The 16,650-nt window shown below is 57.7% G+C and carries 20 protein-coding genes and 1 tRNA gene; 13 read left to right on the plus strand and 8 right to left on the minus strand.

All coding sequences use genetic code 11. The annotated features are described in order from the left end of the window. The first annotated feature begins 63 nt into the window (after positions 1-63). The gene (locus AC2FNC_RS02430) at positions 64-1,767 is read left to right on the plus strand and encodes a hypothetical protein (RefSeq protein WP_480493469.1); all 1,704 of its coding nucleotides are present in this window, start codon (positions 64-66) and stop codon (positions 1,765-1,767) included. A 200-nt stretch (positions 1,768-1,967) separates the two neighbouring features. On the opposite strand, the gene AC2FNC_RS02435 is transcribed toward AC2FNC_RS02430, so the two are convergent. The 5 genes from AC2FNC_RS02435 to nthA all read right to left on the minus strand — a co-directional run bounded on the left by AC2FNC_RS02435 (position 1,968) and on the right by nthA (position 5,338). Next, a complete protein-coding gene (locus tag AC2FNC_RS02435) occupies positions 1,968-2,204 on the minus strand; it encodes a DUF2842 domain-containing protein (protein WP_496714538.1) in 237 nt (78 codons plus the stop codon). After that, positions 2,204-3,499 carry an adenylosuccinate synthase gene (locus tag AC2FNC_RS02440; protein WP_480516578.1) on the minus strand — a complete coding sequence of 432 codons (1,296 nt, stop codon included), beginning with the start codon at positions 3,497-3,499 and terminating at the stop codon, positions 2,204-2,206. The genes AC2FNC_RS02435 and AC2FNC_RS02440 overlap by 1 nt, the downstream gene beginning before the upstream one ends. Before the next feature lie 215 nt (positions 3,500-3,714). Further along, positions 3,715-4,053 carry a nitrile hydratase accessory protein gene (locus AC2FNC_RS02445; RefSeq protein WP_480554654.1) on the minus strand — a complete coding sequence of 113 codons (339 nt, stop codon included), beginning with the start codon at positions 4,051-4,053 and terminating at the stop codon, positions 3,715-3,717. Continuing rightward, complete coding sequence (gene nthB, locus AC2FNC_RS02450; RefSeq protein ID WP_480554652.1) at positions 4,050-4,727, minus strand: nitrile hydratase subunit beta; 678 nt, start codon at positions 4,725-4,727, stop codon at positions 4,050-4,052. The genes AC2FNC_RS02445 and nthB overlap by 4 nt, the downstream gene beginning before the upstream one ends. Beyond that, positions 4,724-5,338 carry a nitrile hydratase subunit alpha gene (gene nthA / locus AC2FNC_RS02455; protein WP_480476456.1) on the minus strand — a complete coding sequence of 205 codons (615 nt, stop codon included), beginning with the start codon at positions 5,336-5,338 and terminating at the stop codon, positions 4,724-4,726. The genes nthB and nthA overlap by 4 nt, the downstream gene beginning before the upstream one ends. 150 nt (positions 5,339-5,488) lie before the next feature. Here nthA and secG point away from each other — a divergent pair, with 150 nt between their 5' ends. From secG to AC2FNC_RS02475, 4 genes are all read left to right on the plus strand, one after another. Next, complete coding sequence (gene secG, locus AC2FNC_RS02460) at positions 5,489-5,848, plus strand: preprotein translocase subunit SecG (protein WP_480476944.1); 360 nt, start codon at positions 5,489-5,491, stop codon at positions 5,846-5,848. 160 nt (positions 5,849-6,008) lie between these two features. Then, positions 6,009-7,652, plus strand: coding sequence for a CTP synthase (pyrG, locus tag AC2FNC_RS02465; protein ID WP_480476454.1), 1,644 nt, complete (start codon positions 6,009-6,011; stop codon positions 7,650-7,652). Positions 7,653-7,764: 112 nt separating this feature from the next. Continuing rightward, positions 7,765-8,247, plus strand: coding sequence for a bacterioferritin (locus AC2FNC_RS02470; protein WP_480554650.1), 483 nt, complete (start codon positions 7,765-7,767; stop codon positions 8,245-8,247). A gap of 160 nt (positions 8,248-8,407) precedes the next feature. Then, the gene (locus AC2FNC_RS02475) at positions 8,408-9,178 is read left to right on the plus strand and encodes an isocitrate lyase/PEP mutase family protein (protein ID WP_496714539.1); all 771 of its coding nucleotides are present in this window, start codon (positions 8,408-8,410) and stop codon (positions 9,176-9,178) included. Positions 9,179-9,339: 161 nt separating this feature from the next. Here the strand turns inward: AC2FNC_RS02475 and AC2FNC_RS02480 are convergent, their stop codons facing one another. Next, positions 9,340-10,344, minus strand: a complete 1,005-nt coding sequence (locus tag AC2FNC_RS02480) for a methyltransferase domain-containing protein (RefSeq protein ID WP_480516572.1) — start codon at positions 10,342-10,344, stop codon at positions 9,340-9,342. Positions 10,345-10,471: 127 nt separating this feature from the next. On the opposite strand from AC2FNC_RS02480, the gene AC2FNC_RS02485 reads away from it, so the two are divergent. From AC2FNC_RS02485 to AC2FNC_RS02515, 7 genes are all read left to right on the plus strand, one after another. Beyond that, positions 10,472-10,921, plus strand: coding sequence for a tellurite resistance TerB family protein (locus AC2FNC_RS02485; protein WP_209504295.1), 450 nt, complete (start codon positions 10,472-10,474; stop codon positions 10,919-10,921). A gap of 20 nt (positions 10,922-10,941) precedes the next feature. Then, positions 10,942-11,379, plus strand: a complete 438-nt coding sequence (locus AC2FNC_RS02490) for a tellurite resistance TerB family protein (RefSeq protein WP_480554645.1) — start codon at positions 10,942-10,944, stop codon at positions 11,377-11,379. After that, a complete protein-coding gene (locus tag AC2FNC_RS02495) occupies positions 11,376-12,125 on the plus strand; it encodes a phosphate/phosphite/phosphonate ABC transporter substrate-binding protein (RefSeq protein ID WP_496714540.1) in 750 nt (249 codons plus the stop codon). Before AC2FNC_RS02490 ends, AC2FNC_RS02495 begins: the two co-directional genes overlap by 4 nt. 128 nt (positions 12,126-12,253) lie before the next feature. Further along, on the plus strand, positions 12,254-13,030 hold the full coding sequence (locus AC2FNC_RS02500; protein ID WP_209504298.1) for an ABC transporter ATP-binding protein: 777 nt from the start codon (positions 12,254-12,256) through the stop codon (positions 13,028-13,030). A 34-nt stretch (positions 13,031-13,064) separates the two neighbouring features. Continuing rightward, a complete protein-coding gene (locus AC2FNC_RS02505) occupies positions 13,065-13,814 on the plus strand; it encodes a transporter substrate-binding domain-containing protein (RefSeq protein WP_480476444.1) in 750 nt (249 codons plus the stop codon). A gap of 79 nt (positions 13,815-13,893) precedes the next feature. Beyond that, on the plus strand, positions 13,894-14,781 hold the full coding sequence (locus AC2FNC_RS02510; RefSeq protein ID WP_480517728.1) for an ABC transporter permease: 888 nt from the start codon (positions 13,894-13,896) through the stop codon (positions 14,779-14,781). Between the two features lie 91 nt (positions 14,782-14,872). Next, positions 14,873-15,679, plus strand: coding sequence for an ABC transporter permease (locus tag AC2FNC_RS02515; protein WP_480554643.1), 807 nt, complete (start codon positions 14,873-14,875; stop codon positions 15,677-15,679). A gap of 92 nt (positions 15,680-15,771) precedes the next feature. Here the strand turns inward: AC2FNC_RS02515 and AC2FNC_RS02520 are convergent. Both AC2FNC_RS02520 and AC2FNC_RS02525 read right to left on the minus strand, forming a co-directional pair. Further along, a tRNA-His gene (locus AC2FNC_RS02520) sits at positions 15,772-15,848 on the minus strand. Positions 15,849-15,896: 48 nt separating this feature from the next. After that, positions 15,897-16,379: a GNAT family N-acetyltransferase gene (locus AC2FNC_RS02525; protein WP_480554642.1), complete on the minus strand. Its 483-nt coding sequence runs from the start codon at positions 16,377-16,379 to the stop codon at positions 15,897-15,899. A gap of 77 nt (positions 16,380-16,456) precedes the next feature. Here AC2FNC_RS02525 and AC2FNC_RS02530 point away from each other — a divergent pair, with 77 nt between their 5' ends. After that, on the plus strand, positions 16,457-16,645 hold the full coding sequence (locus AC2FNC_RS02530) for a DUF6324 family protein (RefSeq protein ID WP_117869403.1): 189 nt from the start codon (positions 16,457-16,459) through the stop codon (positions 16,643-16,645). The last annotated feature ends 5 nt before the right edge of the window (positions 16,646-16,650 follow it).

The raw sequence follows: 16,650 nt of genomic DNA on the forward strand, positions 1-16,650 counted from the left end.
GCCTTCGTGTGCTCCCGATTCCGGGTAAGTGGGCTCTCGTAGTTTGTAAAGGACGTGCGTCTGATGGTACAGAATAACAAGGTATTAACCGTTTCATATGGAACCTTCTCCTGCACTTTGGAAGGATTTGATGATTCCTTTGAAACGATGAAAGCCATCGCCGAGTATTTCCGCGATCTCGCAGCGGATGACCGTTACTTCGGCTCGGAACCCCCGCAACCGGATGCCGAAATGCTGACCCGCATCGCCCGGCGCGATGCATCACAGCGCGTCGAAGCCCGTCAGAACGAATCCGGCCTGTTGCTGCGCGCCACTCAGACCACCGAAACTCCTGTCGCTGCTGAAGAACCGGCCCCGCACACGGCCGCTATCAAGGCTGCCGATACTCCCACTCATGTTCAGCCGCAACCGGCCCCCGCGCAGACCGGGTTCGCCGAAGCGGAACCTGTCGCGGACACCCCGCCACCGGCTGCTGACAGCATCGCGGCGAAACTGCAACGCATTCGCGCGGTCGTCTCTCATTCCGACGTGCCCGCTGCCGAGTATTCCGAAGACGAAGAGTCGCCGCTGCTGGCCAATACCGCCCCCCCGGTAGATGCTGTGGCCGCTGCGTTTGAGGCCGGTGCGCTCAGCGCAGAAGACTTTGCCGAACCCACAGAGCCTGAATCCCAGGAAACCGAAGAGCCCGCGGCACCTGCGATTGATGAGTTGCAGGATCAGGAAGCTGAAGAACCGCAAGCGGCTGAGACAGCAGAAGCGCTGATCCCCGAAGGTGCTGAAACTCAGATCGAAGAAACCGTTGACTTGCAGGCGCCCCTGACCCCCCAGCCCCTGCATATCGACGAAATCGAAGACGCGCCGGTGGCGGATCAGTCCGCTGCCGAGCCTTTGTTCGCTGATCTTGAAGACGTTGCCGAAGACGATTTCGACGAAGAAGATGCCCCCAACATCCTCAACGTTGAAGACGTAGCAATTGAATCCGACGATGAACCGGTCGAGGAAGACCTGACGCAGGGTGTATTGACGGCAGAAGACGAAATGCACCTGTTGACCGAAATTTCCGAGATCGAACAGCACCTGTCCGGTCGTTCGAGCCAAAAACTGGCTGACGATGCGGATCCCGATCAGGATATGTCGCGCCTGATGGCAAAGACCGGCGAGCATATGGATGACCCCAGCAGCAGCGATGCGCGCGAAACCTATTCGCACCTGCGCACCGCCGTCGCAGCCACCGAAGCCGACCGCGACGGTCAGGCGCGCTCGAAAGAGGCGGCCGACCGGGAATACCGCGGCGATCTGGCATCCGTGGTCAGCCCACGGCGACCCGAAATCAAGGTAACCAGCATGCGTCCGGCACCGGAAGCTCCGGCGCCACTCAAGCTGGTGGCCGAGCAGCGCGTGGATGAACACGGAACATCCGCAAGTCCGGTCTTGCCACGTCGCGTCACTACAGACCAGGAAGCAACCGGATCAGAGGAAGGCGGTTTTGCACAGTTTGCACAGGAACAGGGTGCGCAATCGCTGCCTGATCTTCTGGAAGCGGCTGCCGCCTATCTGTCCTTCATCGAAGGTCAGGAGCAGTTTTCGCGCCCGCAGCTGATGAACAAGGTGCGTTCGCTGAAACAAGACGAGTTCAATCGCGAAGAAAGCCTGCGTTCTTTTGGGCAGTTGCTGCGCGATGGTAAAATCGAGAAAGCCGGAGGCGGGCGTTTCGCGGCGTCCAACCTGATCGGTTTTCGCCCCGATGACGAGCGTGCCGTAGGCTGATCACGCTTGAAGGTTATCAATCAAGGCCGGGTTTACCCCCGGCCTTTTTGCTTTTGGCCATTGGACCAAACGCCCGTCCTGAATGACAAAGCCCGAACGTTTCGACTGTTACCAGACGGTCGTCACCAAAGCGCCGAGGACCACGCGTTTTCCCGCACGGCACTCAGCAGGCCCGGTCATTTACACGTACCTCACGAGCGCTAGGACTGATCGGGGTCTTCTTTACCGACGCCGCGAAACACGAACTTGAACGGCAGGGCCCAAAGGATGCCCAGCACGATATAAACCAGCAACTCAATCCAGATCGGAGGACGCCCCAGCAAGTTCACGATCGTCACCACGGCGATGATGTACAGCGGAAGGCCAAGCACAAGGATCACCAGCGACCAGCGCCGGCGTGCCTTGTAACTCAACCCTTTCTTCTGTTTCTCGCGCATCAGTCAGCAAAGGGGTCCGTCACCAGAATGGTGTCGTCCCGCTCCGGGCTTGTGGACAAAAGCGCAACCGGGCATTCGATCAGTTCTTCGACCCGACGCACATATTTGATCGCATTTGCAGGTAAATCCGCCCAGCTGCGCGCGCCTTCGGTCGATTCGCTCCACCCCGGCATTTCTTCATAAATCGGGGTACAGCGGGCTTGCTGATCAGCAGCGGTCGGAAGGTAATCCAAACGTTCGCCATCCAGCTCATACCCGGTACAGATCTTAAGTGTCTCAAACCCGTCCAGAACATCCAGCTTGGTCAGCGAAATACCGTTCACGCCGCTGGTTGCGCAGGTCTGGCGCACCAGACAGGCGTCGAACCATCCGCAGCGGCGCTTGCGGCCTGTTGTCGTGCCGAATTCGTGCCCGCGTTCACCCAGACGCTGACCGTCTGCGTCTTCCAACTCGGTCGGGAACGGCCCTTCTCCAACACGGGTGGTATAGGCCTTAACAATGCCAAGCACGAAATTGATCGAGCCTGGGCCGATACCAACACCGGTTGCCGCCTGCCCCGCAATCACGTTTGACGACGTCACAAAGGGATAGGTGCCGAAATCGATATCCAGCAGCGCGCCCTGCGCCCCTTCAAACAGGATGCGTTTCCCGGCCTTGCGCTTTTCGTTCAGCACTTTCCAGACGGGAGCTGCAAACGGCAGAATTTGTTGCGCGATCTCTTTGAGTTGAGCAATCAGCGCGTCGCGGTCAACCGGCTCGATACCCAGACCCTTGCGCAACGGATCGTGATGTTGCAATGCGCGGTCCACGCGGGCCTCCAGCGTGGCTTCGTCCGCCAGATCGGCAACGCGAACAGAACGCCGCCCAACCTTGTCTTCATAGGCCGGGCCAATTCCGCGACCGGTTGTTCCGATCTTGGTGCCTTTGCTCGCAGCTTCCTCGCGCGCACGGTCCAGCTCGCCATGAATGGGCAGAATCAATGGCGTGTTTTCAGCGATCATCAGCGTCTCAGGAGTGATCTCAACACCCTGCGCCCGGATGGTTGCGATCTCATTGACCAGATGCCAGGGGTCCAGAACCACGCCGTTGCCAATAACGCTCAACTTGCCGCCGCGTACCACGCCCGAAGGAAGCGCGTGCAGCTTATAAACCTCACCGTCGATCACCAGCGTATGACCGGCATTGTGACCGCCCTGAAAACGCGCGATTACGTCCGCCCTTTCGCTGAGCCAGTCGACAATCTTGCCTTTTCCTTCGTCGCCCCATTGGGCGCCGACAACAACCACGTTGGCCATATCCGGTCCTTTTCGTGCTGAGTGATCAAACCCGGCTCATATAGCGGGGCAAAAACGGCAGGGAAACCGATATTTCGCCGCAGAGGAAAATCGGGCTCGCGCGCGATGCCTCCGGCGGGGATATTTGTAGCCAGATGAAGAGTGGATCCCCTGCTTCACCTGGCTGTAAATATCCCGGGGGAGGCGCCCGGAACGGGCGGCGGGGGCAGAGCCCCCTAACCCTGTCGCCGTAAGTGGACAGGTTGCCCATGCGGAGTGGTCAGGTAAGCCTCTTCCCAGGCCTTATGCAGATCAAGCACATCTTTCGGCCTTGCAGCGCCCTGTTCGGCCAGCAATGCCTCAAGCGTTTCCAGCCATGCGTGGAAGTAATCGTCACCGCCATCCAATTCCCGGGCAAGCCCATTGTGTTTCAATGTCGCTGAAAAGCGCGCCGCCCAATCCGCCCACTCGAACCGCCCAGCCTCGTTCAGCGCGACGGTGACGGCAAAGACCTGAGCGTGCCAGGGTTCAGCAAAAACCGGCTCGGGGGCTCCGTGTGAGATACAGTCGTTCATGCCGGTTCCAGGTAGCTTTGCCAGAGGTCCAGCACCACCTGGTCGGCGGGATGTTCGGTGGCGGCCCAGAGTTCTGATGCCGCAAAAGCCACTGCATAAATCGGCTCTGGCGCCTCACCCAACCCATGCGCATTGGAATCGGGCAGAACATGGGTTCCGTGCAGGCGCAGGATTCGGCCCCTGGCACCGGATGCATAGACAGGCAGGCGCGTGTGACCTCCATCCACGAGGCGATTTGCTGTCGGCCGGACCGTGACAACCTCTTGCCCCACAGAATACAGCGCCGCGACATTGGAAGGCCTGTCCGCAGGCCCGCCTTTGGCCAGCGCAGCGGACACCGCTTCGGCCTTGAGCGCTCTGTCTGCAAAGGGGTGCGGATTGTCGCCGCTCACGCCACGCAGATCATCCAATGTCAGAACACCCATTTCGACCAGCAGATCGGCCAGACCGGATATCCATTTCTCATAATACGAAAACCGGGTGTAATCCTTCGGAGACAAGCGTTCGCGCGCGTGGCGCGAAACGTCGATGTTCCACTGCCCCAGAAACCCGGATGCAAGTGTCACCGCAAGAGCGCGGGCGTGCCAGTCTTCGGCAAAAACAGGCGCGTCCTCTGCCTCGGGGTGTATCGGACCATCACCGAAACGGCCTCCCATATCGTGAACGCGGGTCATGATGGCACCTTGGGAAGGCCCGTGCCGATCATGCTGTCGCGCGTCACAAGCGCAGCAAGCTCATCTTCGCTCATTCCGTCTGTGCCTTCAGGGCGCATGGGCAAGACGAGATAGCGAATCTCGGCCGTCGAATCCCAAACCCGTACAGAGGTGTCTTGGGGCAAGGTGACGCCGAATTCGGCCAACACCTTGCGCGGTTCTCGCACTGCGCGGGCTCGGTAGGCGTCGGATTTGTACCATCCGGGCGGGATACCCAGCAGCGGCCAAGGGTAACAGCTGCACAGGGTGCAGACGACCATATTGTGCCGGTCCGGTGTATTCTCGACCACCACCATATGTTCGCCCTGGCGGCCATAGTAGCCAAGGTCCGCTACGACCGGAGTGGCGTCTTCAAGCAGGGCAGCTTTGAAGGCAGGGTCGCTCCAGGCTTTGGCAACGACGCGCGCGCCGTTTTGCGGCCCGATCCTGTTCTGATAAGTGTCGATGATCTCATCCAGAGCCGCCGGATCGATCAGCCCTTTGCGGGTCAGAATCGTCTCGAGCGCTTTGACGCGCAATGCGGGTTCAGGTGGCAACAGGGCATGCGGGTGGTCGTGATCGTCATGTGGCATGGCCGCAGCCTGCGTCACAAATCAACACACTGTCCAGTCCCTTTGACGTGATGGGATACATCAAAGAAGTTGATGCCAACTCCTGACTTGCCCCCGCTGGCAAACTTGCATAAGTACCACGCGATACACGCCACGCTGTACAGGACCACCATGGAAAACGTCGTTCTCATTATCCATCTTCTTCTGGCTCTGGGCCTGATCGCCGTTGTCCTGATGCAGCGGTCCGAAGGCGGTGGCCTGGGTATGGGTGGTGGCGGTGCCATGGCCGGTCGCGCAGCAGCGACGGCATTGGGCAAGCTGACGTGGATTCTGGCGGCCTGTTTCATCGTCACCTCGATCACGCTGACCATTCTTGCGGCTCAGAAATCTTCGGGCAGCTCGGTAATCGACCGTCTGGGCGTTCCGGCACCGGCTTCGACCGAGGAAAGTGCACCGGCGATTCCGTCGGTTGATGATCTTTTGCCGCCGGCACAGGACGACAACGCGCCGCTGATCCCGCAGGCGGATTGATCCACAAAACTTAGAAACATGAAAGAGGACTGCAACAGCATCTTGCGGTTCTCTTGCGCTTTTCGCGCGAATCCTTTATACGTGAAGTCCCGTGATGCAGCGGTTTTTCGGAACCGCCGGGCAGCTGATTTTGACGTCTCACGGGAGCAGCCGAAAAACTATGGCACGTTTTATTTTCATCACCGGTGGTGTGGTTTCGTCCTTGGGCAAAGGGCTGGCTTCGGCAGCTTTGGGCGCTTTGTTGCAGGCCCGCGGTTATTCGGTGCGTCTGCGCAAGCTGGACCCCTATCTGAACGTCGATCCCGGCACGATGTCGCCCTTTGAGCATGGCGAAGTGTTTGTCACCGATGATGGCGCCGAGACCGATCTGGACCTTGGCCATTACGAACGGTTCACCGGTGTCGCAGCGCGCAAGACCGACTCGGTCAGCTCGGGCCGGATTTATTCCAATGTTCTGGAGAAAGAGCGCCGCGGAGATTACCTCGGCAAGACCATTCAGGTGATCCCGCACGTCACCAACGAGATCAAGGATTTCATCGCCATCGGCGAGGATGAGGTTGATTTCATGCTGTGTGAGATTGGCGGTACCGTGGGTGACATCGAAGGCCTGCCCTTCTTTGAAGCCATCCGACAGTTCAGTCAGGACAAACCGCGCGGCCAGTGTATCTTTATGCATCTGACGTTGCTGCCCTACATCAAAGCGTCGGGTGAGTTGAAAACCAAGCCGACCCAGCACTCGGTGAAAGAACTGCGCTCGATCGGTCTGGCCCCCGATATTCTGGTCTGTCGGTCCGAAGGGCCTATCCCGACCAAGGAACGGGAAAAGCTAGCCCTGTTCTGTAACGTGCGTCCGGACAGCGTGATCGCGGCGCAGGACCTGTCCACCATTTACGACGCGCCGCTGGCCTATCACCGCGAGGGGCTGGACCAGGCCGTTCTGGATGCCTTCCAGATCAGCCCCGCCCCCAAACCTGATCTGGCCAAATGGGAAGATGTCAGCGACCGCATCCACAACGCCGAAGGCGAAGTGAAAGTGGCCATTGTCGGCAAATACACGCAGCTTGAAGACGCCTATAAGTCGATTGCCGAGGCGCTGACCCATGGCGGTATGGCCAACCGTGTGAAGGTCAAGATCGAGTGGGTGGATGCCGAAGTTTTCGACACCGAAGACGCAGCTCCGTATCTGGAAGGGTTCCACGCCATCCTAGTCCCCGGTGGTTTTGGCGAGCGTGGCACCGAAGGCAAGATCAAGGCGGCGCAATATGCGCGCGAGCACAAAGTCCCCTATCTGGGCATTTGTCTTGGCATGCAGATGGCGGTGATCGAGGCAGCGCGGAACGTTGCGGGTATTACCGAAGCCGGGTCCGAGGAATTCGACCATGAGGCCGGGAAGAAACGGTTTGAACCGGTGGTCTATCACCTCAAAGAGTGGGTACAGGGCAACCACAAGGTCGAGCGCAAGGTCGGCGACGACAAGGGCGGCACAATGCGCCTTGGGGCCTACAACGCAGTATTGGCGGACGGATCCAAAGTCGCCGAGGTCTATGGCGGCACCCAGATCGAGGAACGGCACCGCCACCGCTATGAGGTGGACATCAAGTATCGCGACAAGCTTGAAAAAGCGGGCCTGAAGTTTTCGGGCATGTCGCCGGACGGTCGTCTGCCCGAAATCGTGGAATGGGCGGATCACCCGTGGTTCATTGGCGTTCAGTACCACCCGGAGCTGAAGTCCAAGCCGTTTGACCCGCATCCGCTGTTTCGCGATTTTGTGCGGGCCGCGAAAGACACCTCGCGCCTGGTCTGATCCCTGACTGTGTCGGACTGTCACCCCACGTTGTTTCGTGGGGATTGATCTCTTAACTGTGTGCAGAGGCAGGCTTTCTGCTTTTGCATTTCACGATTTCAGGAGATTTCCGATGAGCAACGCAACAACGATCAGCAACCTTCAGCAAGCGCTTCATATGGAGCTTACTGCCGCGCACCAATACCAGTTGCACGCGCACGTTCTGGACGATTGGGGCCTTGATATTCTGGCTGAGAAAATGCGGGGCGAGATGCAGGAAGAACTGGTGCATTCTGACGCCTTTATTGAACGTATCCTGTTTCTGGGTGGAACCCCCGAGCTTGCGTTTCAGAAAAGCCCTGCCGCAGCGGGTACACTGGAAGAAATGTTTGCCTCTGATCTCCAAGACGAGAGTGAGGCCGTTGTTTTTTACACCAATGCAGCGCAACAGGCGGCCGAAGTCGGTGATGTTGGTTCGCGTTCACTGTTCGAACGCATCCTGATGGAAGAAGAAGGTCACAAAGCCTGGCTGGAGACACAGCTGAGCCTGCTGCAACGTCTGGGCGAATCTGCGTTTAGCGCGAAATTCGTCTCTGGCGCCGCGGGCGAAGCCTGAGGCCTTGGTTTCAAACCGGTGGATGTCACAGGTACTTTGCGCAGCTGACGCAATCTGTGCCTGTGCCGTCACCTCAAAGTGACCTGTCTGGGTGCAAAAACTCTGGCCGGGTCATTTTCGCAGCGTTAGCTGTAGGATACGCGACAACAGGAGAGTTCCGATGACCAGCCAGTCCCAGAAAGCCGTGACCTTTACCAGCCTTCACAAGAAAGGCGATCCTGTCATTCTGTTCAATATCTGGGACGCTGGCAGCGCTGGCGCTGTTCGGGACGCTGGTGCCCAGGCCATCGCGACCGGCAGTGCCCCTGTTGCCATGGCGCAGGGCTATGGCGACGGGCAGAACATTCCACTTGAGGCCGCGTTGGACAATGCACGCCGCATCGTTGCAGCGGTTGACTTGCCCGTTACACTGGATTTCGAGGGCGCTTATGCCGAAGACCCGCAAGGGATCGCGCAAAACGTTCAGCGCGCGCTGGACTGCGGTGTTGTTGGTTTCAACTTTGAAGACCAGATCATAGGTGGAGACGGCCTCTTTGACATCGCCACTCAGGCCAAACGTGTTGAAGCGATGTGCGACGCCTGCGCGCGCGCAGGCATTCCCGCCTATGTCAATGCGCGCACAGATATCTTCCTGAAGGCAGCAGCGGACACCCATGACGACACGATGCTGGATGAGGCCATTGCCCGTGCCAATGCCTATGCTGATGCAGGTGCCAGCGGATTCTTTGCACCTGGGCTAAAGAACGAAGCCCTGATCGCCCGGCTTTGCGAATCCACGGCCTTACCGGTCAATATCATCGCCCTGCCCGGCACGCCGGATACGCCCACCCTGGCAAAACTGGGGATTGCGCGGATCAGCTACGGTCCGGTTCCCTATCGCCAAATGCTGGCCTGGTTGCAAACCGCAGCCAAAGAGGCCCTGACCTGGTAATCACGTCAAAAGCCTGACCGAAGCCATTTCACCGGATCCTGAGTGACCTGGGTGGTAATTTATCTTCAAAGTTGGCTAGGGTTTTCATTGAAAATCCCCGACCAACTAAACCGATCAAGACACCTGAATCCCCGTAAACCCTGACTGGTCGAAAGATAACGTTAAGTTTTTGAACGCCTTTTTTTAAGGCGCCGATAGTTCATATTCCGAAGTATCTGACCAATTTTGGATCCTCGTAATTGATACCTTTTGCCGCCGGGAAACAACGCCAACTTTCCATGAACAGCACCGAACTGTGTTACACGCCAGCCCTGATCCTTCCAGACCCGGTGCAGAAGCTCCAATCGAACATCTGCGTAATCTTCGGCATTCAAAACCTGAACGTCTTGCGCTGGCTTACGCATCACGACCATGAATTCGATACCCTTGGGTTCCTGCACGTCTTCGATTTGCAAAGATGTCAAGCCCAAGTATTGGCAGTCTTGCAGCATCAAGCGCAGCGAACTGGGTGTCATAACAGTGCAATGAGCATCCTGATAAGGAGATTCTGGCGTTGTTTGCTGCCACTGTTCCCACAAAACAGCGGGATCAAATTGCAGTCTGTGAAGTTCAGGTGGTGTTTGATGGTTAACAGGCTTGAACTCTGCGCCGCAGGCCTCACGGGAGAGAACGTAACGCGAGTCAAAAACCTGCTTTTCTGTCGGTTTCTTTCGATCTTCCCGGTAGGCTTCAAGCCATTCTGACGTAGTTGTCGGGGGGCGGAAATGGTCGAAACATAACCGCCCATCCGGTACGATCATGATCAAGCGCCCCCCTGACTTCAGTAGCGCCTCACAAGCTTGAAGAAATTTGATCGGATTCGGTAAATGTTCAAAATTATGGGAACTATATATATAATCGAAACTGCCATGTTCGTCTTTTGGCACGACTGAACCCAACTCGGTGGCGCTGCCGACGAAGTCTATCTCCTCTATTAGGCCGTAACTATCAGGGTTAATTGTGTCATTTCCCTCCGCCGACGCCAAAAGTTCTTGCGCGGTCAGTACGTCTGCTATTTTGACATTGTAGCCTTCAGCTTTCGAAACGAGCGGATTGAACCAAGGTGCGATTTCCAGCCCCTTGTCTGATTTACTGATCCCCATTGCACCAGGTAAACGCGGTATCATCTGAAACTTCCTTTCAAATACAACTTTATCGTGCACAGGTCCGACTCGGCGCTGGATACATGCAATACTGTATCAAGACCAGCATTTCGTGCTTGGCCGATCACGACCTGTCGTCTAGGTGTTTGTTATGTTGAAAAGGTTCTTTAAGGCGCTCAGACCGCCTCATCATGAACAGTTGCCGGACCCGGATGCAGAACTTGCTCTGGGTGCTCTGATGGTGCGCGTCGCGCAGGCAGATCGCGATTACAAGCTGGAAGAGATCAGTCTGATCGACAAGATACTGGCCCGTCTGTACCAGCATAACGCGATTGAGGCAGCTAAGGTGCGTGCCACCTGTGAAAAGCTCCATGCTGCGGCACCGGAAACAGATACGTTCGGCAAACTGATCCGGGAAACCACGGATCTGAAAGAGCGGCTGGCAGCCCTTGACGCGTTGTGGGAAATCGTTCTGGCGGATGGCAGTTCGGACGAGGGCGAGATAAAGATCGTCGAAGAAGCCCGCATTGCCATGGGCCTGAGCTACAATGACAGTCAGGCAGCGCGCGAGCGCGTCCAAAGCCGCTTGGATGTGAGTTAAGCGCCCGCTATATCTTACCCATGTTCAGTGACTTTCTTTCCAGGCTCACACAGCCCAAGCCCGACCCGCTTGTCGAAGATGATGCCCGCCTGGCCCTGACGGCCCTGCTGGTGCGTCTGGCACGATCTGACAACGATTATTCTGCCTCCGAAATGTCGCGCATCGACCGCATATCGGCAGAACGATACGGTTTGTCCCCATTCGAAAGCGCGGCTTTGCGCGCCCGTGCCGAAGATCTGGAGACCGAAGCCCCCGACACGGTCCGTTTTACCCGCGCCATCAAGGAAGCAGTCGCTTATGAAAACCGGCTGGCGGTGGTTCAGGCGCTGTGGTCAGTGGCCCTGGCTGATGGCCACCGCACGGGTGAGGAGGACTCGCTGCTGCGTCTGGTTGTCAGCCTGCTGGGGGTCAGCGACGTGGATTCGGCTTTGGCCCGGCAAAAGGCCGCCAAATCTTGATAGCCATGCTTGGCATGTACGACATGCCCGAGGTTCAGGCCGCCAATGGTCGGTTCTGGGGGTTGATTCGCGCGAATCTGGGTTACGGACCAGAACAGCTGACCCGAGACGCCGATGTTTGGCAGGTTTGGCTTGAACCCGATCTGGTGCTGGCACAGACCTGTGGAATGCCCTATCGCACACGCTTGCATGGTCGTGTTCAACTGGTGGGCACCCCGGATTACGGCCTGCCCGGTTGCCCTGCCGGGCATTATTGCTCGGTCTTTGTGGCGCGGCGCGACGACGACCGCACGCTGGCGGGAATGACTGACGGTATCTTCGCATATAACGAAGCATTGTCCCAATCCGGCTGGGCGGCACCCATCACGTATTTATCCCGGGAGAACCTGTATCCTGCGTCGTTGTTGGAGACAGGCGGTCACGCGCTGTCAGCGCAGGCGGTCTCGGAGGGGAAGGCAGATTTCGCGGCGCTGGATGCGTTGACCTGGATGATGTTGCAAGAACATACCGATCTGGGCGAAAGCCTGCGCGAACTGGCAAAAACCGCTTCTACACCGACCCTGCCCTATATTACCGGACCCGACCAAAACGCGGATCTGGTCGCAGACGCAGTTCGGGCAGCAATAGAAAACCTTGCCGAACACGACCGCAAAACGCTGCACATTCAGGGGCTGATCGACATCCCGGCGGAGGAGTACCTGTCCGTACCGACCCCGCCACCGCCATGCGCCCAGCAGATAATCTGATGGCCAAATTGTCGGGTGCATTTGGTCAATTTGACAGTTTCCGACCCTGAATTTGCGAATTGCGCATTGCATTGAGCAAATTTTTCGGCCCTAGTACCGCACCAACACCACAAACTACTGGACTGCCCGTGACAGAAACCGCTCCCGTCATCGAAATCAAAAACCTTCACAAAAGCTTCGGCAATCTGGAAGTGTTGAAGGGGGTGGACATCACAGCGCATGGCGGCGACGTGGTCTCGTTGATCGGGTCATCGGGGTCAGGAAAATCAACTTTGCTGCGCTGCTGCAATCTGTTGGAAGACAGCCAGCAGGGCGAAATCCTGTTCAAAGGCGAACCTGTCAAATGGTCGGGCGATAGCCATGGGCGCCGCCCCGCGGACCCCAAGCAGGTCCTGCGCATCCGCACCAACCTGTCGATGGTGTTTCAGCAGTTCAATCTGTGGGCGCATATGACCATCCTGCAAAATGTCATGGAAGCCCCCGTGACCGTTCTGGGCCGCGACAAGGCCGAAGTGGAAGACAGCGCGCGCAAATACCTTGAGAAAGTTGGCATTGGCGACAAATGCGACGCCTATCCGGCGCAATTGTCCGGCGGTCAGCAACAGCGCGCCGCTATCGCGCGGGGGCTGTGCATGGAACCACAGGCGCTGTTGTTCGACGAACCGACCTCGGCGCTGGATCCCGAACTGGAACAGGAAGTGATCAAGGTGATCAAGGATCTGGCAGCCGAAGGGCGCACCATGATCATCGTGACTCATGACATGAAAATGGCGGCAGATATCTCGAGCCACGTGGTATTTCTTCATCAGGGCCTGATCGAGGAAGAAGGTTTGCCCGAAGATATCTTTACGTCACCCGAATCCGAGCGGCTTCGGGGCTTTCTCTCCGCCACTCAGGCGGCTTAACTTCAAGAACAGAACCAAAACTGGGGAGTAACCAATGAAAAACCTGATTCTGTCCACTGCGGCCCTGGCGCTGACTGCTGGTATCGCCATGGCCGACACGATCCGCATGGGCACCGAGGGCGCCTACCCTCCGTACAACTTCATCAACGATGCAGGTGAAATCGACGGGTTCGAGCGTGAAGTCGGCGACGAGCTGTGCAAACGCGCCAACCTGGAGTGTGAATGGGTCAAGAACGACTGGGATTCGATCATTCCGAACCTGGTCTCGGGCAACTACGACACCATCATCGCCGGTATGTCGATCACAGCCGAACGTGATGAGGTCATCGACTTTACCCAAGACTATTACCCGCCGACCGCTTCGGCCTATGTTGCGACCTCTGACTCGGCAGACGTAACTGGTGGTGTCGTTGCGGCGCAAACCGCCACGATCCAGGCAGGCCACGTTGCCGAATCCGGTGCAACCCTGGTCGAATTCGCGACCCCGGAAGAAACCATTGCAGCTGTCCGTAACGGCGAAGCCGATGCAGTTCTGGCCGACCGCGACTATCTGGTGCCGCTGGTCGAGGAATCGGGCGGTGAGCTGGTCTTTGTCGGCGATCCGGTTCCGCTGGGCGGCGGCGTCGGCATGGGCCTGCGTGAAAGCGACGGTGAACTGCGCGGCAAGTTCGACGAAGCCATCACTTCGATGAAAGCCGACGGCACGCTGAACGAGATGCTGATCAAGTGGTTCGGTGAAGGCACCGCCACATACGGTACTGACGGTTCGGTCGTCACCAACTAAGACCTGACCAATCCCGGTCCGGTGCCTCGGCACCGGGCCGATTCCGGCCTAGCCGGAACAGACGTTGGAAAGACGCCATATGTTCTCGTACTGCGCTGATCCTGACACGCTGGGCACGTTCCGCTGGTTTTCATGCTACCTGACCAATGGCGTACACTGGTCGTTCTACCTGTCTTTCATCAAGGTTTTGGCCCTGCTGGCTGTGACCGCGCCCGTCGCACTTGGCTTCGGGTTTGCAGGTGCCATGGCGGCGCGCTCGCATTTCCCCCCGCTCAGCTGGCTGGGCAAAGGGTATATCGCGATTGTGCGCGGCGTGCCCGACATTGCGTTTTTCCTGTTTTTCGTCATCGCACTGGATCAGGCGTTCGAGTGGACGCGGCATAAGATATTGTGCCCGGACTGGACCGACCCAATCCGCCAGGGCAATGATTTCCTTGTTTGTCAGGCTGCCAAGCTGCCACTCGGGACCGCGCCTGAATGGATGCATGAAACCTATGGGTTTTTCCTGGCGGTCATCACGTTCTCTATCGTTTTTGGCGCCTTTGCGGCCAATGTCCTGTTCGGGGGGATGCGCGCCGTACCACATGCGCAGCTGGAAACGGCCGAAGCTTATGGTATGAACCGCCGCCAGACCTTCTGGCGCATCCTGGTGCCTCAGATGTGGGTCTACGCGCTGCCCGGCCTGTCCAATCTGTGGATGGTGCTGATCAAGGCGACGCCCCTGCTCTTCCTGCTGGGTGTTGAAGATATCGTGTATTGGGCGCGCGAACTGGGCGGCACCAAAACCTCGAAATTCACGCAATACCCGCATGGCGACTGGCGCATGTGGTATTTCCTGTTCCTGCTGATCTTCTACCTTGGCATGACCCGTTTCTCGGAACTTGGGTTGGAAAAACTGATGCGGCGATTGTCCCACGGACAGGCCACTTCGGGCGGAGAGCTTCTGCGCAAGGAGACCACGGCATGATGATCCGCGTTCAAGACCGCATCCGGGTGCCGCACGCGATTGCACAGCAATCTGATTCGCGCACTCAATCTCCTTTTCAGGGAGCCCGAGCATGAGCTGCATCCAGACCATTCAGGATTACGGCCTGCGTTCGCTTGGCATTGGGGAGCGCCTGCTGCCCAAGACCGATTTCACCCTGTGCGAACAGTTCACCCTGATCGGCTCGGGCATGATCTGGAACATCTATTTCGGCGTCATGGCGCTGACGACCGGGTTCTTTCTGGCCACTGCACTGGCCGTCGGCAAAGCCTCGACCAACAAATGGCTGCGCAAACCTGCCGAATGGTTCATCTTTCTGTTCCGGGGCTCGCCGCTCTTTATCCAGTTCTTCTTTGCCTATTTCTTCTTCCTGTCGCTGAAGAAAACCTATCCACTGTTTGACGCCTTCACCTCGGCTTGGCTCGGCGCACTGATCGTGCTGTTCCTGAACACCGCAGCCTATTCAGGTGAGATTTTTTATGGTGCTCTGCGCTCGATCCCCAAGGGAGATATCGAAGCGGCAGATGCCTATGGTATGTCCGGCTGGTCGCGGTTTCGGCGGATCGTCTGGCCAACCATGTTGCGGCTGGCCTGGCCTGCCTACACGAACGAAGCCATCTTTCTGTTCCACGCCACCACGCTGGTCTTCTTCTCGGCCTTTCCGGCCTGGCAGCAGCGCGGCGACGCGCTCTATTACGCCAGCTATTTCGCGGACAAGACGTTCAACCCGTTTATCCCCTATCCAATTCTGGCGTTCTATTTCATCTTGCTGACATTGGTGATTGTCGGGGGTTTTGGCCTCATAAACAAACGCCTGAACCGCCACCTGCCCACTGCGAAACGGGTGAAAATGCGGTTCAAACTGAACCTGGCGCGCTAAAGATCAGCGCGCCGGACTTTCCGGCGTTCGAGCCTACACTATGTTTGTAATGCGCTTGGCGGTGCGAACACGGACAGTCGATTTTGGGGGAATGGTACCGCCTCCCTGGCTTGAACAGGGGACCTCTGGATCCACAATCCAGCGCTCTAACCAACTGAGCTAAGGCGGCACTTCGTGAGGGGCGATGTACCGAACGCGTCCGGGGAATGCAAGAGGATTAAAGCCGAATTCTCCAGCTTTGTTCGACAAGATCGACCCCAAAGGAATGCACCGGTTTGCTGTCTATCAGTTCCCAGCCAAACGCCCTGTAAAGCGCGCAGGCGGCCGTATGGCTTTCATGGGTCCACAGAACCATTTCCCGATATCCAGCCTCGCGTGCAAAATCTGTACAGGTCTGTAACAGCCGTTTCCCCAACCCAAGTCCGCGCGCCTCGGGGACAAGCAGGAAGAGGCGCAGTTTGGCGGTTGTTTGGTCCACGCGCACGCAGAAGATGCTACCCAATCTTTGTCCAGTCCGTTCAGCAATCCAGCCTTTTTCAAAGGACGGGTCGTTGTCTGCAATGAACTCCTCAAGGATGCGCGCAACCAATGGGGCAAAGCTGTCATCAAATCCTTCGTCGCGCGCATAGAGCAACCCGTGCTGTTCAACCAGCCACGCGGCATCATCGGGGCGAAACGTTCTGAGAACCACTTTATCCATGTCTTATCTGACCGCAAAGGTGACTTGATTCTCAACCCCGTGCGCGTTAGCACGAACGCTCAGGCTCGGAGGCACAGATGGGCATCAATACCGAACGCGATATACAGGCCAACCTGCAAATCGGCCCGACCGATCAGGGGATGGTGCGCTTGTTCATCGAAGCCGACGGCATCGAGATTCCGATGGATTTCGATCCCGAAGAAGCCGAAGAAATCGCAGACGAGATCCGCGCCGCGATACAGGCCGCCCTCGCCGTCAAAGGCTGAGCTTT

The organism is Ruegeria sp. BHSA123, assembly GCF_059613425.1.